This window comes from Pseudomonas sp., from assembly GCF_036404235.1.
Lineage (GTDB): Bacteria > Pseudomonadota > Gammaproteobacteria > Pseudomonadales > Pseudomonadaceae > Aquipseudomonas.
Map to the genome: position 1 here is coordinate 1 of NZ_DASWOT010000189.1, position 22737 is coordinate 22737.

The 22737-nt window shown below is 56.5% G+C and carries 28 protein-coding genes; 13 read left to right on the top strand and 15 right to left on the bottom strand.

The genetic code is table 11. The annotated features are described in order from the left end of the window. The 10 genes from VGC62_RS23500 to VGC62_RS23545 form a co-directional block, all read right to left on the bottom strand. A partial coding sequence (locus VGC62_RS23500; RefSeq protein WP_331189470.1) for an aminotransferase class I/II-fold pyridoxal phosphate-dependent enzyme occupies positions 1 to 338 on the bottom strand: 338 nt, incomplete at its 3' end. A gap of 2 nt (positions 339 to 340) precedes the next feature. Continuing rightward, on the bottom strand, positions 341 to 1669 hold the full coding sequence (hisD, locus tag VGC62_RS23505) for a histidinol dehydrogenase (protein WP_331189471.1): 1329 nt from the start codon (positions 1667 to 1669) through the stop codon (positions 341 to 343). A 140-nt stretch (positions 1670 to 1809) separates the two neighbouring features. After that, on the bottom strand, positions 1810 to 2445 hold the full coding sequence (gene hisG / locus VGC62_RS23510; protein ID WP_331189472.1) for an ATP phosphoribosyltransferase: 636 nt from the start codon (positions 2443 to 2445) through the stop codon (positions 1810 to 1812). Between the two features lie 189 nt (positions 2446 to 2634). Beyond that, a complete protein-coding gene (gene murA / locus VGC62_RS23515; RefSeq protein WP_331189473.1) occupies positions 2635 to 3900 on the bottom strand; it encodes a UDP-N-acetylglucosamine 1-carboxyvinyltransferase in 1266 nt (421 codons plus the stop codon). A 22-nt stretch (positions 3901 to 3922) separates the two neighbouring features. Then, entirely contained in the window at positions 3923 to 4162 is a 240-nt protein-coding gene (locus VGC62_RS23520) for a BolA family protein (RefSeq protein WP_331189474.1), read from the bottom strand. A 116-nt stretch (positions 4163 to 4278) separates the two neighbouring features. Next, positions 4279 to 4584 carry an STAS domain-containing protein gene (locus VGC62_RS23525; RefSeq protein ID WP_331189475.1) on the bottom strand — a complete coding sequence of 102 codons (306 nt, stop codon included), beginning with the start codon at positions 4582 to 4584 and terminating at the stop codon, positions 4279 to 4281. Further along, complete coding sequence (locus VGC62_RS23530; protein WP_331189476.1) at positions 4577 to 5236, bottom strand: ABC transporter substrate-binding protein; 660 nt, start codon at positions 5234 to 5236, stop codon at positions 4577 to 4579. Before VGC62_RS23530 ends, VGC62_RS23525 begins: the two co-directional genes overlap by 8 nt. A 10-nt stretch (positions 5237 to 5246) precedes the next feature. Further along, positions 5247 to 5714: an outer membrane lipid asymmetry maintenance protein MlaD gene (gene mlaD, locus VGC62_RS23535; RefSeq protein WP_331189477.1), complete on the bottom strand. Its 468-nt coding sequence runs from the start codon at positions 5712 to 5714 to the stop codon at positions 5247 to 5249. Then, positions 5714 to 6511, bottom strand: coding sequence for a lipid asymmetry maintenance ABC transporter permease subunit MlaE (gene mlaE / locus VGC62_RS23540; protein ID WP_331189478.1), 798 nt, complete (start codon positions 6509 to 6511; stop codon positions 5714 to 5716). The genes mlaD and mlaE overlap by 1 nt, the downstream gene beginning before the upstream one ends. Beyond that, entirely contained in the window at positions 6511 to 7320 is an 810-nt protein-coding gene (locus tag VGC62_RS23545; protein ID WP_331189479.1) for an ATP-binding cassette domain-containing protein, read from the bottom strand. Before VGC62_RS23545 ends, mlaE begins: the two co-directional genes overlap by 1 nt. Before the next feature lie 313 nt (positions 7321 to 7633). On the opposite strand from VGC62_RS23545, the gene VGC62_RS23550 reads away from it, so the two are divergent. The 10 genes from VGC62_RS23550 (at position 7634) to VGC62_RS23595 (ending at position 14676) form a co-directional block, all read left to right on the top strand. Next, on the top strand, positions 7634 to 8608 hold the full coding sequence (locus VGC62_RS23550) for a KpsF/GutQ family sugar-phosphate isomerase (RefSeq protein ID WP_331189480.1): 975 nt from the start codon (positions 7634 to 7636) through the stop codon (positions 8606 to 8608). After that, a complete protein-coding gene (locus VGC62_RS23555) occupies positions 8609 to 9142 on the top strand; it encodes an HAD family hydrolase (RefSeq protein WP_331189481.1) in 534 nt (177 codons plus the stop codon). Positions 9143 to 9151: 9 nt separating this feature from the next. Then, on the top strand, positions 9152 to 9724 hold the full coding sequence (lptC, locus tag VGC62_RS23560; RefSeq protein ID WP_331189482.1) for an LPS export ABC transporter periplasmic protein LptC: 573 nt from the start codon (positions 9152 to 9154) through the stop codon (positions 9722 to 9724). Next, positions 9711 to 10253: a lipopolysaccharide transport periplasmic protein LptA gene (lptA, locus tag VGC62_RS23565; protein ID WP_331189483.1), complete on the top strand. Its 543-nt coding sequence runs from the start codon at positions 9711 to 9713 to the stop codon at positions 10251 to 10253. Before lptC ends, lptA begins: the two co-directional genes overlap by 14 nt. Next, positions 10253 to 10978: an LPS export ABC transporter ATP-binding protein gene (gene lptB / locus VGC62_RS23570; RefSeq protein WP_331189484.1), complete on the top strand. Its 726-nt coding sequence runs from the start codon at positions 10253 to 10255 to the stop codon at positions 10976 to 10978. The genes lptA and lptB overlap by 1 nt, the downstream gene beginning before the upstream one ends. 192 nt (positions 10979 to 11170) lie before the next feature. Beyond that, positions 11171 to 12664, top strand: coding sequence for an RNA polymerase factor sigma-54 (locus tag VGC62_RS23575; RefSeq protein ID WP_331189485.1), 1494 nt, complete (start codon positions 11171 to 11173; stop codon positions 12662 to 12664). 77 nt (positions 12665 to 12741) lie between these two features. Further along, positions 12742 to 13050, top strand: coding sequence for a ribosome hibernation-promoting factor, HPF/YfiA family (gene hpf / locus VGC62_RS23580; RefSeq protein WP_331189486.1), 309 nt, complete (start codon positions 12742 to 12744; stop codon positions 13048 to 13050). A gap of 12 nt (positions 13051 to 13062) precedes the next feature. Then, the gene (ptsN, locus tag VGC62_RS23585) at positions 13063 to 13527 is read left to right on the top strand and encodes a PTS IIA-like nitrogen regulatory protein PtsN (protein ID WP_331189487.1); all 465 of its coding nucleotides are present in this window, start codon (positions 13063 to 13065) and stop codon (positions 13525 to 13527) included. A 2-nt stretch (positions 13528 to 13529) separates the two neighbouring features. After that, on the top strand, positions 13530 to 14387 hold the full coding sequence (gene rapZ, locus VGC62_RS23590; protein WP_331189488.1) for an RNase adapter RapZ: 858 nt from the start codon (positions 13530 to 13532) through the stop codon (positions 14385 to 14387). 16 nt (positions 14388 to 14403) lie between these two features. Continuing rightward, positions 14404 to 14676, top strand: a complete 273-nt coding sequence (locus tag VGC62_RS23595; protein WP_331189489.1) for an HPr family phosphocarrier protein — start codon at positions 14404 to 14406, stop codon at positions 14674 to 14676. A gap of 89 nt (positions 14677 to 14765) precedes the next feature. Here VGC62_RS23595 and VGC62_RS23600 read toward each other — a convergent pair whose 3' ends face one another. The 5 genes from VGC62_RS23600 to edd all read right to left on the bottom strand — a co-directional run bounded on the left by VGC62_RS23600 (position 14766) and on the right by edd (position 20328). Then, entirely contained in the window at positions 14766 to 15104 is a 339-nt protein-coding gene (locus tag VGC62_RS23600) for a zinc ribbon domain-containing protein YjdM (protein WP_331189490.1), read from the bottom strand. 115 nt (positions 15105 to 15219) lie between these two features. After that, positions 15220 to 16623: an ATP-binding protein gene (locus VGC62_RS23605; protein ID WP_331189511.1), complete on the bottom strand. Its 1404-nt coding sequence runs from the start codon at positions 16621 to 16623 to the stop codon at positions 15220 to 15222. A gap of 60 nt (positions 16624 to 16683) precedes the next feature. After that, positions 16684 to 17421 carry a response regulator transcription factor gene (locus VGC62_RS23610; RefSeq protein ID WP_331189491.1) on the bottom strand — a complete coding sequence of 246 codons (738 nt, stop codon included), beginning with the start codon at positions 17419 to 17421 and terminating at the stop codon, positions 16684 to 16686. Positions 17422 to 17548: 127 nt separating this feature from the next. After that, complete coding sequence (locus tag VGC62_RS23615) at positions 17549 to 18505, bottom strand: glucokinase (protein WP_331189492.1); 957 nt, start codon at positions 18503 to 18505, stop codon at positions 17549 to 17551. After that, positions 18502 to 20328, bottom strand: a complete 1827-nt coding sequence (gene edd / locus VGC62_RS23620) for a phosphogluconate dehydratase (RefSeq protein ID WP_331189512.1) — start codon at positions 20326 to 20328, stop codon at positions 18502 to 18504. Before edd ends, VGC62_RS23615 begins: the two co-directional genes overlap by 4 nt. Before the next feature lie 222 nt (positions 20329 to 20550). On the opposite strand from edd, the gene gap reads away from it, so the two are divergent. The 3 genes from gap (at position 20551) to VGC62_RS23635 (ending at position 22618) form a co-directional block, all read left to right on the top strand. Then, positions 20551 to 21552: a type I glyceraldehyde-3-phosphate dehydrogenase gene (gap, locus tag VGC62_RS23625; protein WP_331189493.1), complete on the top strand. Its 1002-nt coding sequence runs from the start codon at positions 20551 to 20553 to the stop codon at positions 21550 to 21552. Positions 21553 to 21732: 180 nt separating this feature from the next. Then, positions 21733 to 22251: an RNA polymerase sigma factor gene (locus tag VGC62_RS23630; protein ID WP_331189494.1), complete on the top strand. Its 519-nt coding sequence runs from the start codon at positions 21733 to 21735 to the stop codon at positions 22249 to 22251. Positions 22252 to 22378: 127 nt separating this feature from the next. After that, positions 22379 to 22618, top strand: a complete 240-nt coding sequence (locus tag VGC62_RS23635; RefSeq protein WP_331189495.1) for a FecR/PupR family sigma factor regulator — start codon at positions 22379 to 22381, stop codon at positions 22616 to 22618. Positions 22619 to 22737 lie beyond the last annotated feature (119 nt).

Here is a 22737-nt window from a genome sequence, read left to right on the forward strand (position 1 = left end):
AAGCTGTAGCTGATATCCGGAAACAGCAGCGGTTTGTCGTGCTTGAAAAAGGCGTTGTATGCGTGGGCGAGCACCTCGTCAGAACCGTTGCCCAGGAACACTCGATTGGCTTCAACGCCGTAATAACGCGCAACGGCTTGCTTGAGCAGGTCACTGTTGGGGTCTGGATAAAGACGCAGGTTGTCGTTCACCTCGGCGCGCATTGCCTCAATAGCTTTGGGCGACGGGCCATAAGGGTTTTCGTTGGTGTTGAGCTTTACCAGCTTGGTCAGCTTCGGTTGTTCGCCCGGCACGTAAGGCACGAGATCACGGACGAAAGGGCTCCAGAATTTGCTCATGCCTATTTGCCTTCTTGTTGGTTATCGACGATCCGGTATTCGGCGCTGCGTGCGTGAGCGGTCAACGACTCACCACGGGCCAGTACGGAGGCGGTCTTGCCGAGTTCGGATGCGCCCTGCTCCGAGCAATAAATGATCGACGAGCGCTTCTGGAAATCGTAAACGCCCAGCGGCGAGGAAAACCGTGCGGTGCCCGAGGTTGGCAGCACGTGGTTGGGGCCTGCGCAGTAATCACCCAGTGCTTCGGAGGTGTGGCGCCCCATAAAGATCGCACCGGCGTGACGAATGTGCGGCAACCACGCTTCAGGATCGGCCACGGACAACTCAAGGTGTTCGGGCGCGATGCGATTGACGACCTCAAGCGCCTGACTCATGTCGGCCACTTTAATCAACGCGCCGCGGCCATGGATCGACGTTTTGATGATGTCTGCACGCTCCATGGTCGGCATCAGTCTGGCGATGCTGGCGGCCACTTTGTCGAGAAACTCAGCATCGGTACTGACCAGAATCGCCTGCGCGTCTTCGTCGTGCTCGGCCTGGGAGAACAGATCCATGGCGATCCAGTCCGGGTTGGTCTGACCGTCACACACCACCAGAATCTCCGAGGGCCCGGCGATCATGTCGATACCGACCTGGCCGAACACATGGCGCTTGGCGGTGGCCACATAGATGTTGCCAGGACCAACGACCTTGTCGACCTGAGGCACGCTTTCAGTGCCGTAGGCCAGCGCTGCCACAGCCTGCGCGCCACCGATGGTGAATACGCGGTCGACACCCGCGATACAGGCAGCCGCGAGCACCAGCTCGTTCAGCTCGCCGCGCGGAGTGGGCACGACCATGACCACCTCAGCCACGCCGGCGACTTTCGCAGGGATCGCGTTCATCAGCACCGAGGATGGGTACGACGCCTTGCCGCCCGGCACGTACAAACCTGCACGGTCCAGCGGCGTGACTTTCTGCCCCAACACCGTGCCATCGGCCTCGGTGTAGCTCCAGGAGTCCTGCTTCTGTTTCTCGTGGTAGATGCGCACACGGTCGGCGGCTTTTTCCAGCGCCTGACGCTGCGCTGGCGTAATGCGAGTCAGCGCCAGTTCCAGGCGCTCACGCGGCAGAATCAGGTCGGCCATAGACGCAACTTCCAGCCCGTCGAAACGCTGGGTGTACTCCACCAACGCCGCGTCGCCGCGCTCTCGCACGTTTTTGATGATGTCCAGCACTCGCTGATTCACTGAGTCGTCAGACACACTTTCCCAGCTCAGCAGATGATCCAGATGTCGTGCAAAGTCCGGGTCATCAGCATTGAGTCGGCGAATATCGGTGGAAGTGGTCATAGCGGGGCCTCAGTGATTGGCGGATATCTCGGGTGCCGTTTTGGACGTAGTCCATAAGCTACCAAGCTATCCGCGCGGGCACCTGAGAATTTGGCTATGACACGGATAGTTGGGCGCAACCTTTGGGGTTGCGCTATCGGTCAGCCGCGGTGTCGCGACTCCACTGCCTGACGCAGTGTGTCGATCAACGCCTGTATGCGAGCGTGCTGCATTTTCATCGAGGCCTTGTTGACCACCAGACGCGAGCTGATGTGGGCGATCAGTTCCTGAGGTTCAAGGCCATTGGCACGTAGCGTATTACCCGTGTCGACGACGTCGATGATTTTGTCGGCCAATCCCACCAGCGGTGCAAGCTCCATGGAGCCGTACAGCTTGATGATGTCGACCTGACGGCCTTGCTCTGCGTAGTAGCGCTTGGCAACGTTGACGAATTTGGTGGCGACACGCAGGCGACCGTTCGGCTCGACAGCCCCGACAGCGCCGGCAGTCATCAATTTGCATTGGGCAATCTGCAGGTCCAACGGCTCGTATAGACCCTGGCCGCCATACTCCATCAATACATCTTTACCCGCGACGCCCAGATCGGCCGCGCCATGTTCGACATAAGTAGGCACATCGGTCGCACGCACAATCAACAGGCGCACATCGGCCTGGGTTGTTGGAATGATCAGCTTGCGGCTCTTGTCCGGATTCTCGGTCGGCACGATGCCCGCAGCAGCGAGGAGAGGCAGAGTGTCGTCAAGGATACGGCCCTTGGACAGTGCGATGGTCAGCATGGGAAACGTAAGTCCTTATCAGGAAACTTGTGTCGGGTCGCAATCGATGCCCGACAACCTTCAAACCAACGCTCGGCTCGAAGTGAAACGAATCAGAAAGTCATACCCGCATTTTGCATTTAGCTCCGGCGCGTGCGTTGATCGTAATCAACGGCGCATCGCCAGAGCCAAACACCCGGCTCAGAACAACTAGCCCGGAACGCGACGAATCTTCGCACCCAGCATCTGCAGTTTCTCTTCGATGCACTCGTAACCACGGTCGATGTGGTAGATGCGGTCGATCAGCGTGTCGCCCTCGGCGACCAGCGCCGAGATCACCAGACTGGCGGATGCACGCAGGTCGGTCGCCATCACTGGCGCGCCTTTGAGTTTTGCGCAGCCCGTGACGATGGCAGTATTACCCTCGACTTGAATCTGCGCGCCCATGCGGTGCATTTCGTAAACATGCATGAAGCGGTTTTCGAAGATTGTCTCGATGACCGCGCCCGTGCCTTCGGCAATGGCGTTGAGCGAGATAAACTGCGCTTGCATGTCAGTCGGGAAAGCCGGATAGGGCGCAGTGCGCACATTGACGGCCTTCGGACGTTTGCCATGCATGTTGAGCTCGATCCAGTCCTTGCCGGTGGTGATTTCGGCGCCTGCCTCACGCAGCTTTTCCAGTACGGCTTCAAGAATCGTTGGATCGGTGTCCTTGAGCTTGACCCGACCACCCGTGGCAGCAGCTGCCACCAGATAGGTACCGGTTTCGATACGGTCTGGCATGACCTTATAGGTCGCCGAGCCCAGACGCTTCACGCCATCGATGGTGATGGTGTCGGTGCCTGCGCCGGAAACTTTTGCGCCCATTGCATTCAGGAAGTTTGCCAGATCAACCACTTCAGGCTCACGAGCGGCGTTTTGCAACACGCTACGACCGTTGGCCAACGAAGCTGCCATCATGATGTTCTCGGTACCTGTCACGCTGACGGTATCGAAGAAGAAGTTAGCGCCGCGCAAGCCACCTTCAGGCGCTTTGGCCTTGATGTAACCGCCTTCGACGTCGATGACCGCGCCCATGGCTTCAAGACCACGAATGTGCAGATCCACCGGACGCGAGCCGATAGCGCAACCACCAGGCAGCGCCACTTCGGCCTCGCCGAAACGCGCAACCATCGGGCCCAGAACCAGGATCGATGCACGCATGGTTTTCACCAGCTCATAGGGTGCGATCAGGGTCTTGATAGTGCGAGGATCAATTTCAACGCTGAGCTTTTCATCAATGATCGGCTCGATGCCCATGCGACCGAACAACTCGATCATGGTGGTGATGTCGTGCAGGTGCGGCAGGTTCGCAACCGTTACCGGCCCATCGGCCAGCAGCGTGGCGGCAAGAATCGGCAGGGCAGAGTTCTTCGCCCCGGAAATGCGGATTTCGCCATCAAGACGAATGCCGCCAGTAATAATCAGTTTGTCCATTAGAATCTCGACGCCAATTGGCTCAGGTGCGCTCGGCCCATGCAGCGCGGCTGAAAAATTTCATGGTGACCGCGTGGATGCTGCCATCAGCGATCCATGGGTTCAAATGCGCATAGATCTGCTGTTGGCGCTTGACTGGACTCAGTGTAGCCAGTTCATCGCTGATCACGTTCAACTGAAAGTTGCAGCCTGCGCCTTCAACTTCGACTTGAATCTGCGGCAGCTTACCTTCAAGGAAGCTTTTAACTTCTACAGCCTGCATGCTTAACCTCAATCGGCGCCCTACGCGCGCGGGTCGGCCATCATACAAAAAAGCCCTCTCGTTGCGAACCCTACTTTGCAGGAGACGGACGAGGGGCTTGATCGATAACAGCACAATCAGTTGTGTTGGAGCATCTCGGTCAGTTCGGATACCTGAGCGATTTGCCGCATATCTTCGGGCAGTGCTCGCACACTGACCGTCTTGCCTGCCGCCGCGCCATCGCGCATGAACCCCAGCAGCAAGGCCAGCCCGACACTGCTGGACTTCTCGACCTCAGAACAATCGATCACCAGCGCAGTTGCAGTGCTGGACTTGATCAATTCGGCGCCCTGCTTGCGTAAACCTGGGCCTGTCCGATAATCGAGCACACCAACCAGTTTAATTTCACCCGACACACCGGGCTGTACGCTCGCCTCACTCATTGGCGGCCTTATCGCCGGCCTGGGCGGCAGCTTCCTTGGCCTTGGCAACCTCGCCTGACCAACCATTGATGGTCTTGTCCAGATCGTTACCGTTGCGCTGCATGGCATCGGCGAACTGGTCGCGGAATAGCTTGCCGATGTTAATGCCGTTGATGATGACGTTACGGACTTTCCATTCGTCGTTCATCTTCACCAAGGTATAGGAGACGGGATAGATGGCCCCGTTACTGCCCTTGACCTGCATATCAACAGAGGTGCGGTCGTCCGCTTCTTCCTTGGCCGGAGCAACGATGATGCCCTGGTTGTTGTACTCAAGCAGCGCATTGCCATAGAACTGAATCAGGCTGCGCTTGAAGCTTTCCTGGAAGCGCTGCATTTGCTCAGGCGACGCCTTGCGCGAGTATTTGACCGTCATGATGCTTTTGGAGATGCCATCGGCATCGATCACCGGACCGACAATACCGTTCAGCGCATCGTAAAAGGCACTGGGGTTGCTTTTGTATTCGTCCTTATGGGCGGCCAGGTCGCTCAAAAGGCGCTTGGTCGTGTCATCCACCAGATCATGTGCGGACTGAGTCGATGCCGCAGCACTGACCAGCATTGGCAGTGCCGCCAGCAACACCAGCAACCCGCGGCGCAGAATTGAAATCATGAAAAACTCCTCATTTGGCGTCTTTACTCACGGTATTCAGCAAAAATTTACCGATCAGATCCTCGAGTACCAACGACGACTGCGTGTCATGAATGGTGCTGCCGTCTTTGAGCAGTTTGTCATCACCGCCCACGCTGATACCGATGTATTTCTCACCCAACAGGCCCGCCGTGAGAATCGAGGCAGTGGAGTCCGACGGAAGATTATTCACGCGCTTTTCCACTTCCATCGTCACACGACCCGTGAAGGTGTCGCGATCCAGATCGATTGCCGTGACCTTGCCGATGGTGACACCGGCCATGGTCACCTTCGCTCTGACAGTCAAACCAGCCGAATTGTCGAAATAGGCATAAAGTTTATACGTGTCGTTGGTCGCGCTGGCAGTCAGACCGCTGACTCGCAGGGCCAGCAACAGCAAAGCCAGTATCCCGGCCAGCAGGAACAGGCCGACACCTGTTTCGAGGGTACGGTTTTGCATCAAAAGTCTCCAAACATCAAGGCGGTCAAAATAAAGTCCAGGCCCAATATGGCCAGCGAGGCGTACACCACGGTTTTAGTCGTTGCGCGGCTGATCCCTTCTGAGGTGGGCTCGCAGTCATAGCCCTGGTACACGGCAATCCAGGTGACTACAAAAGCAAACACAACGCTTTTGATCAAACCATTGAGCACGTCATCGGAAAAGGAGACGCTGTTTTGCATGTTCGACCAGAAGGAGCCTTCGTAGACGCCTAGCCAATCAACCGCAACCCAAGATCCGCCCCAGATACCTACGACACTAAAAATCATGGCCAGCAATGGCAGCGAAATGAACCCCGCCCACAAGCGCGGCGCGACGATATATTTCAGCGGATCGACACCGATCATTTCAAGGCTGGAAAGCTGCTCGGTGGATTTCATGTTGCCGATTTCAGCGGTTAACGCAGACCCCGCGCGACCGGCGAACAACAATGCCGCCACGACCGGGCCGAGCTCACGCAGCAGCGTCAGAGCAACCATCTGCCCTACCGCTTGCTCAGAACCGTATTTAGCCAGGATGCTGAACCCCTGCAGTGCAAGCACCATCCCGATAAACACCCCGGAAACGACGATGATCGCCAGCGACATCACACCAATCGAGAACAACTGGCGCACCAACAACTGGAATCCACCGCCAATTCCGCCACGCCCCAGCAAGGCATGAGCCAGAAAAATCCCCGAACGTCCCAGCACTACAACAATATCGATAGCGGCTCGCCCCATAAGACGAATACGCTCCATTAATGACTTTCTGCGCATCAGCGCTTCCCCAAAAGATCTTCGCGATAATCCGCCGCCGGATAGTGAAACGGTACAGGGCCGTCTGGATCGCCGTTCATGAATTGACGAATGCGCGGATTATCCGACTGCATCATCTCGTCAGGCGTTCCCTGCCCAAGGACCTGCCCATCACCCACCACATAGAGGTAGTCGGCAATGCTGGCGGTCTCTGCAAGGTCGTGGGAAACGACAATGCTGGTGATCCCCAGAGCATCGTTGAGCAAGCGGACCAGGCGTACCAGAACCCCCATCGCAATCGGGTCCTGCCCCGCGAAAGGTTCGTCGTACATCAGGATTTGCGGGTCGAGGGCGATTGCGCGGGCCAGTGCGACACGACGCTTCATACCGCCGGAAAGCTCGTCGGGCATCAGCTCGACAGCCCCGCGCAGCCCCACCGCCTGCAACTTCAGCAGAACGATGTCGCGAATCATGTCTTCCGGCAATTCGGTATGGACACGCAGAGGGAATGCGACATTCTCGAAGACATCGAGGTCCGTAAACAGCGCGCCACTTTGGAACAGCACACCCATTTGCTTGCGTGCGTCGAACAGATCGCTGCGCGACAATTCCGGCAAATTCTGACCATTAACCCAGACTTCGCCCCTGCTCGGGCGTAGCTGTGCTCCCATCAGACGCAGCAGTGTCGTCTTGCCACTACCTGACGGCCCCATGATACCGGTGACTTTGCCCCGGGGAATGTGGATGTCCACATTATTGAAGATGCTGCGCGTACCACGGTTGAAGGACATACCCTTCAACTCGACCGCGTAGGCGTTATCGGCACTCATCTAAACTCCTTGCAATACAGCCTGCTCTTCAGATGCCGCGTCCTTGACGAACGACACACTGTCTGGAGGGCCGAACAAGCGGCGAACTATACCACCGCCCATGCGCGCCGCCCAAGAGCGAAGCCCTCAACATTTGGAATGAGGATAAATAACTCACCTGCGCGGGAAAAATCCTGCGCAGATGAACACTAAAATAAGACCCTACGCCTGACAGACAACAGGCCTCGATAAACAACAGCGACAATGATGGGTGAGGGTTTTCAACATTGCAGCTATAATCGCCGCCTTTTCACTAGGTCTACCCTTTTACGACATGAGCCAATCCAGCGACCTGATTCAATCGGCACAACGCACAATCCGTCTTGAGGTAGAAGCCCTGGAAGGCCTGCTTGCGCACATCAGTGCGGATTTCGTCAGCGCCTGCGAGATGATTCTGGCGAGCAAGGGGCGCGTGGTAGTGCTAGGCATGGGCAAGTCCGGGCATATCGCGAGAAAGATCGCAGCCACTCTGGCGAGTACCGGTACACCTTCATTTTTCGTTCATCCGGCCGAAGCCAGCCATGGCGACATGGGTATGATCACCGGCGCCGATATCATCCTGGCGCTATCGAATTCGGGCACCACCGCCGAGATCGTCACACTGCTGCCACTGATCAAACGGCTTGGCATCAAGATGATCAGCCTGACCGGCAATTCAGAATCGACTCTGGCGAAAGCTGCCGAAGTCAATTTGAACGCCCACGTCATGCATGAGGCTTGCCCTCTGAACCTTGCACCCACGTCCTCGACCACGGCTGCGCTGGCAATGGGAGACGCCTTGGCGATCGCCTTGCTCGAAGCACGGGGCTTCACCGCCGAGGACTTCGCATTTTCCCATCCGGGCGGTGCATTGGGTCGACGCCTGCTGCTCAAAGTCGAGCATGTAATGCACACCGGAGCAGAGCTGCCGCAAGTCGCTCGGGGGACACCGCTGCGCGACTCACTGATGGAAATGACCCACAAGGGGCTGGGCATGACAGCCATCGTCGAGCCTGACGGTCGTCTGGCAGGGATCTTCACTGACGGTGATTTACGTCGCACGCTGGATCTCCCCATCGATATCCGCCAAGCCAGCATTGATGAGGTCATGACCGTACACGGCAAGACCGTCCGCCCAGAGATGCTGGCGGCAGAGGCACTCAAAATCATGGAAGACCACAAGATCGGTGCGCTGATCGTGGTGGACGAAAATGATCACCCTGTCGGCGCGTTCAATCTGGGCGACCTCTTGCGCGCGGGGGTGATGTAAATGAGTACCGACATGAACGACCTGATGCAACGCGGCAAAAATATCAAGCTGGCGGTTTTTGATGTCGATGGCGTGCTGACCGATGGCCGACTGTACTTTCTCGAAGACGGCAGCGAATTCAAGACCTTCAACACCCTCGACGGCCAAGGCATCAAAATGCTGATTGCGTCTGGCGTCACGACTGCCATCATTAGCGGGCGCAAGACTCCTGTGGTTGAACGCCGGGCGAAAAACCTCGGAATTGCCCATCTGTATCAAGGGCGCGAAGACAAACTTGTGGTGCTGGACGAGCTTTTGACTCAACTGGGCCTAAGCTACGAACAGGTTGCTTATCTGGGTGACGATCTGCCGGATCTGCCAGTTATTCGCCGGGTAGGACTGGGCATGGCAGTTGCCAGCGCTGCCGGATTTGTTCGCCAGCACGCACACGGGATCACTCAGGCACGTGGCGGTGAAGGCGCGGCCCGTGAATTTTGTGAATTGATTCTGAACGCCCAGGACAACCTTGAAGCGGCTCATGCCGCCTACTTATAGAAGTCCATTATGTTCAGTAAAAAAACTCGTACTTTCCTGATATTCGGCGTGCTCGCGGTGCTGCTGGCTGCCGCTGGCTACTGGAATATCAGCCCGGAAAGCTTCATGGACCAACCCAAGGCTGCGGTGGATGAAAGCGCCATCGACTTCTACGCCATCAACGCCCACAGCGTTCAGTTCCTTGAGGACGGTGGCCTGCAGTACGAGATGACAGCCGACAAGGTCGAGCATTTGAAGGCGTCAGACATTACCCTACTGACGACACCCAACCTTGAGCTGTATCGTGGCTCCACCTTCCCGTGGCATGTCGAGAGCAAAACCGCTGAAGTGTCTCCCGGTGGGGACCATGTCGAACTGATCGATGCCGTACGCATCAATCGTACCGACGAAAAAAACCGTACAACCATCATTACCAGCAGTCGCATGACTGTATTCCCCCAGAAGCAATATGCGCAGACCCAGCAAGCCGTTAGAATCGACGGTCTGGGCGGTGTGACCACGGCGACCGGAATGAAAGCGTATTTGAAAGACAGCAGGATGGACCTGCTCTCCAACGTAAGAGGACAGTATGACGCTCGTTAAAACCCTTCCTTTTTTGCTCGGCCTGGGCGCAGCACTGGGAAGCGCGAGCGCCTGGTCTCTGCCGACGGATCGCGATCAGCCCATCCACATTCAGTCCGATGACGCGCAGCTCGATGACAAGCAAGGCATTGCCACTTATAAAGGCAATGTAATCATCACGCAGGGCTCCATGAAAATTACGGGCAATACGGTGACCATTACCCGTAATGCGCAGGGCGAAGTCGACGTGTTTACTTCCGTTGGTAACCTGGCTTACTACGAGCAGAAACCTGCTGTCGATAAACCGATCGTCCAGGCTTATGGCGTAACCATTCAGTATTTCGCGGCACAGGATCGTATCGTGCTGATCGACAAAGCCAAGGTCATCAACGACGGCAACACGTCCGAAGGCGAAAAAATCGTCTACGACACCGTGAAGCAGGTCGTGAATGCCGGGCGCGCCAATGGCACCAAGATCACTACGCCGCGCCCAAGAATCGATATGGTTATTCAGCCGAAAAAGAAAACCGACCAGCAGAAGGCCCAGTAATGGCAACGCTGAAAGCTCAGCACCTGGCTAAAAGCTACAAGGGCCGTCAGGTCGTCCGTGATGTGAGCCTGTCCATCGAAAGCGGCCAGATCGTCGGTTTACTGGGGCCTAACGGCGCTGGTAAGACTACCTGTTTCTATATGATTGTCGGCTTGGTCCAGGCTGAGCAAGGGCGTGTACTGATCGACGATCAAGACGTCAGCCATCAGCCAATGCATGGCCGTGCGCGGGCAGGTATCGGCTACTTGCCTCAGGAAGCGTCGATCTTTCGCAAACTGTCTGTTGCCGATAACATCATGGCGATTCTCGAAACGCGCAAAGAACTGGATCGCCCGGCACGTCGCAAGGAACTGGAGAGCCTACTGCAGGAATTCCACATCACACACATCCGCGATAACCTCGGCATGAGCTTGTCAGGTGGCGAACGTCGCCGGGTGGAAATCGCACGAGCCTTGGCGACCTCACCGAAATTCATCCTGCTCGATGAACCGTTTGCCGGTGTCGACCCCATTTCGGTCGGCGACATCAAGCAAATCATTTATCACCTGAAAGCCAAAGGTATCGGCGTCCTGATCACCGATCACAACGTCCGAGAAACGCTGGACATCTGCGAAACCGCCTACATCGTCAATGATGGGCAGTTAATTGCCGAAGGCGACTCGGAAACCATTCTGGCGAACCAGTTGGTGAAAGAGGTATACCTCGGCCACGAGTTTCACTTGTAAAGACTGCGATGACTTGCTATCGACAGATGGGCGCAACCGTCGTCCCATCGTCGATTCCGTATTAATTGTCATCGCACTCTAGGCAAACACTCCGGTTTCAGGCATATAATTTGCTTAAGTTGGCGCCTTGGCGCCCTGTAGTAGATGGCGCGCATATGCGCCGGCGAACGAATAAGGTGTTTAGCCCCTGCCATGAAACCTTCGCTAGTCTTGAGAATGGGCCAGCAGCTGACGATGACACCGCAGCTGCAACAGGCCATCCGCTTACTCCAATTGTCGACTCTGGATCTCCAACAGGAAATTCAGGAGGCACTGGAGTCCAACCCTATGCTCGAGCGCCAGGAAGAAGGCGAAGACTTCGATAATGCCGACCCGATGGCCGACAATATCGAACACAAACCCAACCCTGATGTTCAGGAACCTGCCTATCAGGAATCCGCCCCCACCGTCGACAACCTGGAAGATGGCGAATGGAGTGAGCGCATACCAAACGAACTACCCGTTGATACCGCATGGGAAGACGTTTACCAGACCAGCGCCAGCAGCCTGCCCAGCAACGACGATGACGAGTGGGATTTCACCACACGCACTTCGGTGGGCGAAAGCCTGCAAAGCCATTTGCTGTGGCAACTGAATCTGGCGCCTATGTCAGATACTGATCGCTTGATAGCCGTGACGCTGATTGATTGCATCAACAGCCAGGGCTATCTGGACGAATCTCTCGACGAGCTTCTCGACGCATTCGACCCTGAGCTCGATATAGAGCTGGACGAAATCGAAGCCGTCCTGCATCGCATCCAGCAGTTCGAACCTGCCGGTATCGGTGCGCGCAACCTCAGCGAATGCCTGTTGCTGCAATTGCGCCAGTTGCCTGCCAAGACCCCGTGGCTTGCCGAAGCGCAACGCCTGGTCAGCGATTACATCGACCTGCTGGGCAGCCGTGACTACGCTCAACTGATGCGCCGCATGAAGATCAAGGAAGACGATCTTCGCCAGATCATCGAGCTGGTGCAGAGCCTGAATCCGCGTCCAGGCTCACAGATCGAATCTACCGAATCCGAATACGTTGTCCCCGACGTAATCGTACGCAAGCACAACGAGCGCTGGCTGGTCGAACTCAACCAGGAATCCGTACCGCGCTTGCGCGTTAATGCGCAATACGCAGGTTTCGTGCGGCGTGCCGATACCAGCGCCGACAACACATTCATGCGCAATCAGTTGCAAGAAGCCCGCTGGTTCATCAAGAGCCTGCAAAGCCGCAACGAAACCCTTATGAAGGTGGCCACCCAAATCGTTGAACATCAACGTGGCTTCCTTGAATACGGTGACGAAGCGATGAAGCCCTTGGTGCTGCACGACATCGCGGAAGCGGTGGGCATGCATGAATCGACGATTTCCCGGGTCACCACGCAAAAGTTCATGCATACGCCGCGCGGCATTTATGAACTGAAATACTTCTTCTCCAGCCACGTCAGCACGTCTGAGGGCGGTGAATGTTCGTCCACAGCCATTCGCGCGATCATCAAAAAACTGGTTGCCGCCGAAAATCAGAAAAAGCCATTGAGTGACAGTAAGATCGCTGGTTTACTGGAGGCACAAGGCATTCAAGTGGCCCGTCGCACAGTCGCCAAATACCGCGAATCTCTAGGGATAGCGCCTTCGAGCGAGCGCAAACGACTGATGTAGAGGCCACAGGCCACAGCGTTTCAGTGGCAGGCAACAAAGCCTGCCTCTTAATGCACTGGCAACGAAGGAGAGGCTGTATGCAAGTCAACATCAGTGGACACCAACTGGAAGTGACCAAGCCCATGCGTGAGTACATCGAGCTGAAACTCAAAAAGCTCGAAGGGCACTTTGACAAGATTACCAATGTGCAAGTGACGATGGTCGTCGAGAAGCTCAAACAGAAAATCGAGGCCACCCTGCATATCCCCGGTGGAGAGGTGGTTGCCAATGCCGAGCATGATGATATGTATGCAGCAATCGACCTACTCACTGACAAGCTCGACAGACAATTGCTCAAGCATAAGGAAAAGCAGCAAAGCATCCTCAAAGGTGCGGCAGCTCGCTGACACTCCCCACTCATGATCCGACTTGAAAACATCCTGACCCCTGGCCGTTCCCTGGTGAACGTGCCAGGTGGCAGTAAAAAAGCAGTACTCGAAGAGATTGCCAAAGTCATCGGGCAGCAGGTGCCCGAACTTGACCGACAAACCGTCTATGAAAGCCTGATAGCGCGCGAAAAGCTGGGCTCCACGGGTTTCGGCAATGGCATCGCCATCCCCCACTGTCGTCTCAAGGGCTGCTCAAACCCCATTAGCGCCTTGCTTCACCTCAATCACCCTGTCGATTTCGACGCCATCGATGGCGCCCCGGTCGACCTGCTGTTTGTTCTGCTGGTCCCTGAAGCGGCCACCGACGAACACCTTGAACTACTACGCCAGATTGCCAGCATGCTTGACCAGAAAGAGGTGCGCGAACGACTTCGCTCAGCTCCAAGCGGTGAGGCGCTCTATCAGGTGGTACTGGACGAGCAAACTGGGCATTAATCATGCGCATGATCATCGTTAGCGGCCGCTCCGGGTCAGGTAAGAGTACGGCCCTCGATGTGCTGGAAGACAACGGCTTCTATTGCGTCGACAACCTTCCCGCAGGCTTGCTGCCTGAGTTGGCCGAGCGTGCATTGATCCACACCGAGCTGGCTGAACCGCTCCTTGCCGTTTCCATCGACGCCCGCAACCTGCCTAGCCATCTGACCCGCTTTCCGAAGATGCTTGAAGAGGTGCGTTCACGTCACATCCAGTGCGACGTGCTGTTTCTGGATGCCGAGGAAGCGACGCTGCTCAAACGCTTTTCCGAAACCCGGCGCCGCCACCCACTCAGCACCTCGACACGGTCGCTGGCCGAGGCGATCCGCGACGAAAAAATCCTGCTCGGCCCCATCATCGATCTGGCCGACCTGACCATCGACACCACCAACCTGAATCTGTATCAGTTGCGTGACGCGCTCAAACTGCGGCTGTTGAACAAACCAGAACCGGGTACGGCCTTTCTTGTTGAATCATTCGGCTTCAAGCGCGGCATGCCCGTGGATGCCGACCTGGTGTTTGACGTGCGGTGCCTGCCCAACCCCTATTGGAAACCCGAGCTGCGTGAACAATCCGGGCTTGATAAACCAGTAGCCGATTACCTGGCCGCACAACCAGACGTCGAAGAAATGTTTCAGGACATCTTCGCGTACCTCAACAAGTGGCTGCCACGCTTCGCGGCCAGCAACCGCGCCTACGTCACTATTGCCATTGGCTGCACCGGCGGGCATCACCGTTCTGTCTACCTGACCGAGCGACTGGGCCAGGTTTTGCAGCAGTCGCTTAAAAATGTTCAGGTTCGCCACCGCGACCTAAGCTGAAAGGATCCCCACCGCGATGCCCGTTCTCCAAATCACCATCATCAACAAGCTGGGCTTGCACGCCCGCGCAGCCGCCAAGTTCGTCGGTGTTGCAGGCAAATACCCCTGCCATATCCGAGTCGGTCGTACGCCCGACAGTATGGTCGACGGCAAGAGCATCATGGCCGTGATGATGCTTGCGGCGGGCAAAGGCACCGAGATTCATCTGCACACCGAGGGTGAGGACGAACAGGCTGCACTGGAGGGGTTGGTTGAGTTGATCAATAACAAGTTTGATGAGGGGGAGTGACACCGCCTCTTGACGGGTACCCGCGTATACCGAAAAGCCCGACAGCCTAGTGATGTCGGGCTTTTTCATAGGTACATCAGGGTAAAAAATCAGCCCTTCTTCACAAACTCCGACTTCAGCTTCATCGCGCCGATGCCGTCGATCTTGCAGTCGATGTCGTGGTCGCCATCGACCAATCGGATGTTCTTCACCTTGGTGCCGACCTTGACCACCAGCGACGAGCCTTTGACCTTGAGGTCCTTGATCACTGTGACAGTGTCGCCGTCTTGCAGGGTATTGCCGACCGAATCCTTGATGACCTTGACGTCGTCTGAGGCCTCGGCTGCGCTGTCAGCGGTCCACTCGTGGGCGCATTCCGGGCAAACGAATTGGGTGCCGTCTTCGTAGGTGTATTCGGAATTGCATTTTGGGCACGGAGGTAAGCTCACGGCGGTTCTCGCATCAGAAGATAATAGGCGCGAGATTATAAGGGTTTTTACATGATCATGGGAGCTGCTCGCCAAGGATGCATGGCCTGAGCCTTATAACCCCTATGTCGCTGAATCACTCCAGCCCGCGCGGCAAATACAACGTCACACGCAACCCACCTTCACGCAGGTTCTGTAGAGTCACCTCGCCGCCATGGCTGTGGGCGATATTGCGTGCGATACCCAGCCCCAATCCATAGCCCTGCTGTTTGCCCGCAAGCCGAAAGTGCGGTTCGAACACCTGTTCCAGCCGCTGCTCCGGTACGCCGGGGCCTTCGTCTTCGACGTGCAGAATGAAGGCTTCAACGTCGTCTTCTATCCGCAGATTGGCCTTCTTGCCGTACTTGATGGCGTTATCGATGAGGTTGCCCATGCAACGCCTGAGCGCTAGTGGCTTCCCCGGAAACGTCAACATAGCCCGCCCTTCAAGGGTCACACGACCGTCACCCGCTGGAGACAGATAAGGTTCGATCAAACAATCAAGCGCCTGATTAAGGTCCACCGGCTCGATGTTTTCGTGGATGTCAGTGTCCTTCACGCACTGCAAAGCACCTTTGACCAACAGCTCCAGCTCGTCCAGATCGCGAGTGAACTTGGCCTGTGTCACCTCATCCTCAAGCAACTCCACGCGCAACCGCAAGCGCGTGATTGGCGTGCGCAGGTCATGGGAAATGGCACTGAACAATTGGCCGCGCTCACCCAGGTAACGGCTGATGCGTTCACGCATGGTGTTGAACGCACGGGTGACTTCCACCACTTCGCTGCCCCCGCCCTCCACCACCGGCTGCACCTCGGCACCCAGTGACATGTCGCGCGCCGAGCGTGCCAGGCGCTTGAGTGGGCCATTCTGCCAATGCACCAGCAAGCCGATGAACAGCAGTAAAAAGCCGCTGGTGAGCACAATGAACCACACCTGTTGGGCTGGCAGGTCCTGCTCCTCCAGACTGGTATAAGGCTCGGGCAGCAGCGAGGCGATGTATAGCCATTCACCCTGCGACAACTGAATTTGTGTGACCAGCACTGGCGGATTCACCGGCTCAAGGCTCAACGCATAATGCGCCCAGGAGCGCGGCAACTCGTCGAGCTTCAGGCCGCTATTGAAGATACGCAGATCCTGCGGACGGACGAACCAAATGGAGATATCGGGATCATTACCCAGATGCTGACGCAGCACTTCGTCAACAGCCGTCAGCACTGCCTCCTTGCGCGGAGTCGGCTCCAGAGTCGCCATGTCCAGTGGGTGATCGTTGAGCGAAACGACGAATCGCGTCCCGCCCATGTTGCGCAACTGATCCAAGACCAGCGGTCGATAGGCCACCGGCAGCGACCGGAAATAACTGACGCTGGCCGCCATCGAATGCGCCAGGCTGCGCGCACTGGTAATCAGGCCTTCCATCTGCGTGGCACGCAACTGCGACAGCCAGATCACGCTGGACAGCGTTTGCGCCAACAGCATCGCGAGCAGGGTCAGTGACAACATGCGGCCGAGCAACGAACGCGGCACGGGGAGCCGGCGTTTTTTTTCGATCGGTATCAACTGTCAGTAACCGTTGCTGGCGTGTGGCAGCACATTGGCCGCCAACAAATAACCGCTGCCACGCACTGTGCGGATCAACCTAGGCGCTTTGCCAGTATCGCGCAGGCGCTGACGCAGACGACTGACCGCCATATCGACAATTCGCTCCAGCGGCATCAGCTCTCGACCACGAGTGGCGTTGCCGATGGTGTCGCGATCGAGGATTTGCTGAGGATTGTCGAGAAACAGCTTCAATAGCGCGAAATCGGCGCCGGACAGAATCACTTCTTCTCCGTCGTTGTGGAAAAGCCGGTGACTGACCATGTCCAGGCGCCAGTCATCGAACACCAGAACTTCGCCTCCGACGCGCTCCAGACCAAACTGTGCCCGTCGCAACAAGGCCTTGATCCGTGCTTGAAGTTCGCGGGGGCTAAAAGGCTTGGCCATGTAATCGTCGGCACCCAACTCCAATCCGATCACCCGGTCGGCTTCGTCGGAACTGGCGGTGAGCATGATGATTGGCACGTGCGGCTGGCGCGGATGTTGCCTGACCCAACGGCACAGACTGAAGCCGTCCTCGTCGGGCAACATGACATCAAGAATCAGCAGATCGCTGGGCTCCTCGTTGAACGCTTGGCGAAACTCCGCGCCATCACCGACCGTTCTGACCTGAAAGCCGCAACGGCTCAGGTACGCTTGCAACAATTCACGAATCTCCTGGTCATCATCGACCACGAGAATCGACTTACTGGCAGAGTTCACGTTGATCGTCCTTGTGGGTGCTGAAATTATTGTTATGAGTACATCACTGCCCTGTACGAGCTGATAAAGCACGAAAGCTGCGAAGGTTAGACCGCAATCGCAGTCGTCATGACCTGGCGCTACTGATTCACACCTGAGCCTGATCCAGCGCCACACCAGCTCCAGTCAACCCTGGGTACTCGGCCGTAACCAGCCAGACCGGCACTTCGTCGAAATAATCCTTCATCAGTCCTTTTTCGCTCAGCGCGCGATTGAAGCCGCTCTGCATGAAGAAATCAACAAAACGCGGGATCACGCCGCCAGCAATGTAGACACCACCTCGACCACCGACAGTCAGTACATTGTTGCCAGCCACGCGCCCGAGGAACACGCAGAATTGCTCAAGTACAGCGGCCGCCACTTTGTCCCCCTTCGACGCAGCCGAGGTAATGGCCACGGGCGATTTGAGTGTCGGCTCGATCCCATCCAGCGCACAGCTGACCTGATACAACAGCAACAGACCGGCACCGCTCAGAACAGTTTCAGCACTGACATGCTCGTGGCCCGCCATCAAGCGCATCCACAGCATCGCCTCACGCGGGCTACCGATCGGCAAATCAACGTGACCGCCCTCACCCGGCAGGGCTGTCCAGTGGTTATCGCCGGTGCGGATCAATGTCCCGACACCCAAACCCGTGCCAGGCCCGATCACGACCTTGGCCGCATTCGGGTCACCCTTGCCATGGCGCACCGTCAGGTATTCGCCTTCACGCAGGCGGGTCATGCCCAACGCCATGGCAGTGAAATCGTTGACCATGATCAGGTTGTCGATTTTAAGCTCGGCGCAGAACGACGGCCTATTGATCTTCCAGTGGTTGTTAGTGAAGTGGAAATCGTCGCCGACCACAGGTCCGGCAACCGCCAGGCAAATCGAGCCAACATCGCCGCGTTGCAGTTCCAGATCCTCAAGGTAGATCAGCAGCGCCGCTTCAGGGCTGGCGTAATCGACGGTCGGAAATACCCGGATCGAATGCAGTTGATCGTCTTCCCAAATGGCAAAACGCGCATTCGTCCCACCGATATCACCCACCATCGCCAATTTCACTTGAGCGTCTCCAGATTCGAAGTAAAGGCGCTGGCGCCCTTCTCCGCGGAGCTGAAGGCCATACGCATAAAACCGAACAGCTCGCGTCCGCTGCCCACATTGTTGGCCAGCCGACCGATAGCCGGTTCTCTGGCGGCCAATTCTGCCGGTTCGACCAGAACTTGCAATGTCCCTTTCACGCCATCTACCCGAATGAGATCCCCATTACGCACAAGTGCCAATGGGCCACCATCTGCCGCCTCCGGGCAAACGTGGATCGCTGCCGGGATTTTCCCCGAAGCGCCAGACATGCGTCCATCAGTGATCAACGCGACTTCGAAACCTCGGTCCTGCAGCACGCCCAGGAATGGCGTCATTTTGTGCAACTCGGGCATGCCATTGGAACGCGGGCCTTGAAAACGCATCACCGCGACGAAATTACACTCCAGCTCACCCGCCTTGAACGCGTCCGCCAAGTCCTGTTGATCCTCGAACACCTTGGCCGGCGCTTCGACGATCTGATGCTCCAGCGCCACCGCCGAAACCTTCATCACGCCGCGACCGAGATTACCCTCCATCACACGCAGGCCACCTTCCGCCGAAAACGGCCGTGCAACCGGCCGAAGAATGTTTTCGTCCAGACTTTCGGTCGGGCCGTCGCGCCACACCAGCTTGCCGTCTTCCAGAAATGGCTCTTGCGTGTAACGGCGCAGGCCACGGCCCATCACGGTATTGACGTCTTCGTGCATCAAACCGGCATCAAGCAGTTCACGAATCAGGAACGACATACCACCGGCGGCCTGGAAGTGGTTAATGTCGGCTTTGCCGTTCGGGTAAACATGGCTCAGCGTCGGTACGACTTCGGAGAGGTCGGCCATGTCCTGCCAGGTCAATTGAATGCCAGCCGCCTGCGCGATAGCCGGCATGTGCAGCGTGTGGTTGGTGGAACCGCCCGTCGCATGCAGTGCAACAATCGAGTTGACCAGCGCACGCTCGTCCACAATCTCCCCCATCGGAATGAACTGACCGCTTTGTTTCGTCAGACGCGTCACCTGGAACGCCGCTTCGCGTGTCAGGGCTTCGCGTAATGGGGTGTAAGGATTAACAAAGGAAGCGCCCGGCAAATGCAAACCCATGACTTCCATCAACAACTGGTTGGTATTGGCTGTGCCATAAAAGGTACAGGTGCCAGGGCCATGATAGGACTTCATCTCAGAATCCAGCAGCTCTTCGCGAGTTGCCTTGCCTTCGGCGTAGCGCTGGCGAACGTCGGCTTTTTCCTTGTTGGAAATGCCCGATACCATGGGCCCGCCCGGAACAAAGATGATCGGCAAATGACCAAAACGCAGCGAACCCATCATCAGGCCCGGCACAATCTTGTCGCAAATCCCCAGCATCAGAGCGCCATCAAACATGTTGTGCGACAACGCGACAGCGGTAGCCATGGCAATGACCTCGCGGCTGGCAAGGCTCAGCTCCATGCCCGGCTCACCTTGCGTCACTCCGTCGCACATTGCCGGCACGCCCCCGGCAAACTGGCCGATAGAGCCAATTTCACGCAGGGCTTTTTTAATTTGTTCAGGAAAGTATTCATACGGCTGGTGCGCCGAGAGCATATCGTTGTAAGAAGACACGATAGCGATGTTGGCCGCGTTCATCATGCGCAGGCTGTTTTTGTCTTCTGGACCGCAGGCCGCAACGCCATGCGCGAAGTTGGCACATTGCAGTTTGCCACGCATCGGGCCATCGCTCGCCGCGCCCCGAATCAGTTGCAGATAGCGCTGACGGGTTTCATGGCTACGGACAATCAGCCGTTCGGTTACCTCAAGGATGCGGGGATGCATTGTCATGAACTCCAGGCTAACTGATGGTCACCCGTTTAGGCTCAGCAAAGTCTCAACGAACAAACCGGACAACAGGCAATGGCTTGATTTTCGGACATTTGTACAAGCGCTACAGGCTTCTATTTGTAGATAAAACAAAATACTGCCATTAAAAAGGCTTGTTTTCTATTTTTATGAGAATAATCTTGTAATTTAAACAACAAATCTAGTGAGGACAGGTGTATGACTGTACGCATCGCAATCAATGGTTTTGGCCGAGTCGGCCGTAACGTCCTACGCGCACTCTATACCCAAGGCTACCGTCAGGACCTGCAAGTCGTCGCCGTCAATGATCTGGGCGATAGCGCAATAAATGCCCACCTGCTCAAGTACGACACGGTTCATGGTCAGTTTGATGGCACTGTCGAGTTCGACAAAGACAGCCTGACCGTCAATGGCGACCGTATTTCGGTCAGCGCCATTCGCAACCCAGCAGAGCTGCCGTGGAAGTCGCAAGACATCGACGTGGTGTTCGAGTGTACCGGCCTGTTCACCGAGCGCAGCAAGGCTGCCGCACACATCACCGCCGGTGCCAGAAAAGTCATTATCTCGGCGCCGGGCAAAGGCGCCGATGCCACTGTGGTCTATGGCGTCAATCACGACGTGTTGCGCCAGTCACATCAGATCATCTCCAACGCATCCTGCACCACCAACTGCCTCGCCCCTGTCGCCCAGGTACTGCACCGAGAGCTGGGAATCGAAAGCGGTTTGATGACCACCATTCACGCCTACACCAATGACCAAAACCTGATCGACGTCTATCACACCGACCCTTACAGAGCGCGCTCCGCCACGCAGTCGATGATCCCGAGCAAAACCGGTGCTGCCGAAGCGGTTGGCCTGGTGTTGCCGGAACTGGCAGGCAAGCTCACCGGCATGGCCGTGCGCGTCCCGGTGATCAACGTATCGCTGGTCGATTTGACGATTCAGCTCACGCGCGAAGCGAGCGTCGACGAAGTCAACGCGATCATGAAAGAAGCCAGCCAACACTCGAAAATTCTCGGTTACAACACCCTGCCGCTGGTTTCTCACGACTTCAACCACAATCCACTGTCATCGATTTTCGACGCCAACCACACCAAAGTCAGCGGCAAGCTGCTCAAAGTATTGGCCTGGTATGACAACGAATGGGGCTTCTCCAACCGCATGCTGGACAACTGTCTGGCGTTGACGAACGCACAGTAACGAACGTACTAGGTCTGTTCCCGTTTGGTTGTGGCCGCGACGGGAACGGACGCTAGGCAACGATACGCTGGCTCCTGCAAATCCAGCCTCCCTCGCAAAACCCTGACACTTACAATTCCTTGATCGCCCACATGGTTGATAAGCATTATCATCCGCATCCTTTTTTGGCTGGGTGCTCTTGTGAGTCAGCTGCCGCTCAATGAACTGTTTGTCGCCCAACGCACAATTCTTCTGCGCACCTTGCAGCGAATCGTCAACCACCCGTCCACCGCCGAAGACCTGCTGCACGAGACCTGGCTGCGCGTCGATCGAGTCCTGAAAGATCGCAACATCGACCACTTGGAACCTTTCGTTTTTCAGACCGCGCGTAACCTGGCACTGGACCACCTGCGGGCGAATCGCAATCGTGCGCGCACGGTAGTCGACAACATACCGTCCGCCCATTTGCATAACATCAGTGCGTGCAGTACATCGCTCGACGACGCAATCCATGCCGTACGCTTGGTCGATCATCTGAACCGCAACATCGCCAGCCTCTCGCCCAGACAACAACGCATTTTTAGCCTCAGCCGACTGCACGGGTGTAGCTACCTGGAAATCGCCAAGCAGTTGGACGTTTCCGTCAGTACCGTCCAAAAAGAGCTCAAGCTAATCATGGCAATTTGCGTAGGCGTTGCTGAGCGTCTCAATGATTCTTAAGGATTCGAAATTAATAACAGCCTGACATACGTAGGAAATATCTCTAATTCCTGGAAGTTTTGTCCTATCGCAAGCGATACACTCACGGCCTGTTCTACGAAACCGAACTAACGACCCGAGGCCTGCGGTGAGCAAAAACGGCAAACAAGCACCCTATGCGCTGGCGCAACAAGTACTGAACGATCCGGCCATGGATCAGGCACTGACGTGGCTCATTGAATTGGAAACCGCAACAGCGCAACAGCAGCAAGCATTCCTTGCATGGCTGGAGCAAAATCCCGCAAACCTCGCCGCATTCGACAAAGCCGAGGCCATTTGGAGTTCGCAATCGGTGAGAGACGCCGCCTCGTCACCCAAGCCCAGGTAAAACACCTCGCCCTCCTTCATTTCACCCTAACGACATTTATTTTTACTCGATAGCCACTTGTAGATCGTTAAGTCATAGCCAATGCAACTGATTCCTATTTATGGAGCGGTTGTCACAAC

What these genes read in the sequence shown, in the direction of transcription:
- VGC62_RS23545 (WP_331189479.1), bottom strand. Translation starts at nt 7,320, where the DNA reads ATGAGTGCCGATAACGCCTACGCGGTCGAGTTGAAGGGTATGTCCTTC.
- edd (WP_331189512.1), bottom strand. Translation starts at nt 20,328, where the DNA reads ATGCATCCCCGCATCCTTGAGGTAACCGAACGGCTGATTGTCCGTAGC.
- hisG (WP_331189472.1), bottom strand. Translation starts at nt 2,445, where the DNA reads ATGCTGACCATCGCACTGTCCAAGGGCCGTATCCTTGACGACACTCTG.
- VGC62_RS23550 (WP_331189480.1), top strand. Translation starts at nt 7,634, where the DNA reads ATGAGCCAATCCAGCGACCTGATTCAATCGGCACAACGCACAATCCGT.
- ptsN (WP_331189487.1), top strand. Translation starts at nt 13,063, where the DNA reads ATGATCCGACTTGAAAACATCCTGACCCCTGGCCGTTCCCTGGTGAAC.
- VGC62_RS23530 (WP_331189476.1), bottom strand. Translation starts at nt 5,236, where the DNA reads ATGATTTCAATTCTGCGCCGCGGGTTGCTGGTGTTGCTGGCGGCACTG.
- lptB (WP_331189484.1), top strand. Translation starts at nt 10,253, where the DNA reads ATGGCAACGCTGAAAGCTCAGCACCTGGCTAAAAGCTACAAGGGCCGT.
- VGC62_RS23605 (WP_331189511.1), bottom strand. Translation starts at nt 16,623, where the DNA reads ATGTTGTCACTGACCCTGCTCGCGATGCTGTTGGCGCAAACGCTGTCC.
- mlaE (WP_331189478.1), bottom strand. Translation starts at nt 6,511, where the DNA reads ATGCGCAGAAAGTCATTAATGGAGCGTATTCGTCTTATGGGGCGAGCC.
- lptA (WP_331189483.1), top strand. Translation starts at nt 9,711, where the DNA reads ATGACGCTCGTTAAAACCCTTCCTTTTTTGCTCGGCCTGGGCGCAGCA.
- VGC62_RS23555 (WP_331189481.1), top strand. Translation starts at nt 8,609, where the DNA reads ATGAGTACCGACATGAACGACCTGATGCAACGCGGCAAAAATATCAAG.
- murA (WP_331189473.1), bottom strand. Translation starts at nt 3,900, where the DNA reads ATGGACAAACTGATTATTACTGGCGGCATTCGTCTTGATGGCGAAATC.
- VGC62_RS23595 (WP_331189489.1), top strand. Translation starts at nt 14,404, where the DNA reads ATGCCCGTTCTCCAAATCACCATCATCAACAAGCTGGGCTTGCACGCC.
- VGC62_RS23575 (WP_331189485.1), top strand. Translation starts at nt 11,171, where the DNA reads ATGAAACCTTCGCTAGTCTTGAGAATGGGCCAGCAGCTGACGATGACA.
- hpf (WP_331189486.1), top strand. Translation starts at nt 12,742, where the DNA reads ATGCAAGTCAACATCAGTGGACACCAACTGGAAGTGACCAAGCCCATG.
- VGC62_RS23525 (WP_331189475.1), bottom strand. Translation starts at nt 4,584, where the DNA reads ATGAGTGAGGCGAGCGTACAGCCCGGTGTGTCGGGTGAAATTAAACTG.
- VGC62_RS23520 (WP_331189474.1), bottom strand. Translation starts at nt 4,162, where the DNA reads ATGCAGGCTGTAGAAGTTAAAAGCTTCCTTGAAGGTAAGCTGCCGCAG.
- mlaD (WP_331189477.1), bottom strand. Translation starts at nt 5,714, where the DNA reads ATGCAAAACCGTACCCTCGAAACAGGTGTCGGCCTGTTCCTGCTGGCC.
- rapZ (WP_331189488.1), top strand. Translation starts at nt 13,530, where the DNA reads ATGCGCATGATCATCGTTAGCGGCCGCTCCGGGTCAGGTAAGAGTACG.
- lptC (WP_331189482.1), top strand. Translation starts at nt 9,152, where the DNA reads ATGTTCAGTAAAAAAACTCGTACTTTCCTGATATTCGGCGTGCTCGCG.
- gap (WP_331189493.1), top strand. Translation starts at nt 20,551, where the DNA reads ATGACTGTACGCATCGCAATCAATGGTTTTGGCCGAGTCGGCCGTAAC.
- hisD (WP_331189471.1), bottom strand. Translation starts at nt 1,669, where the DNA reads ATGACCACTTCCACCGATATTCGCCGACTCAATGCTGATGACCCGGAC.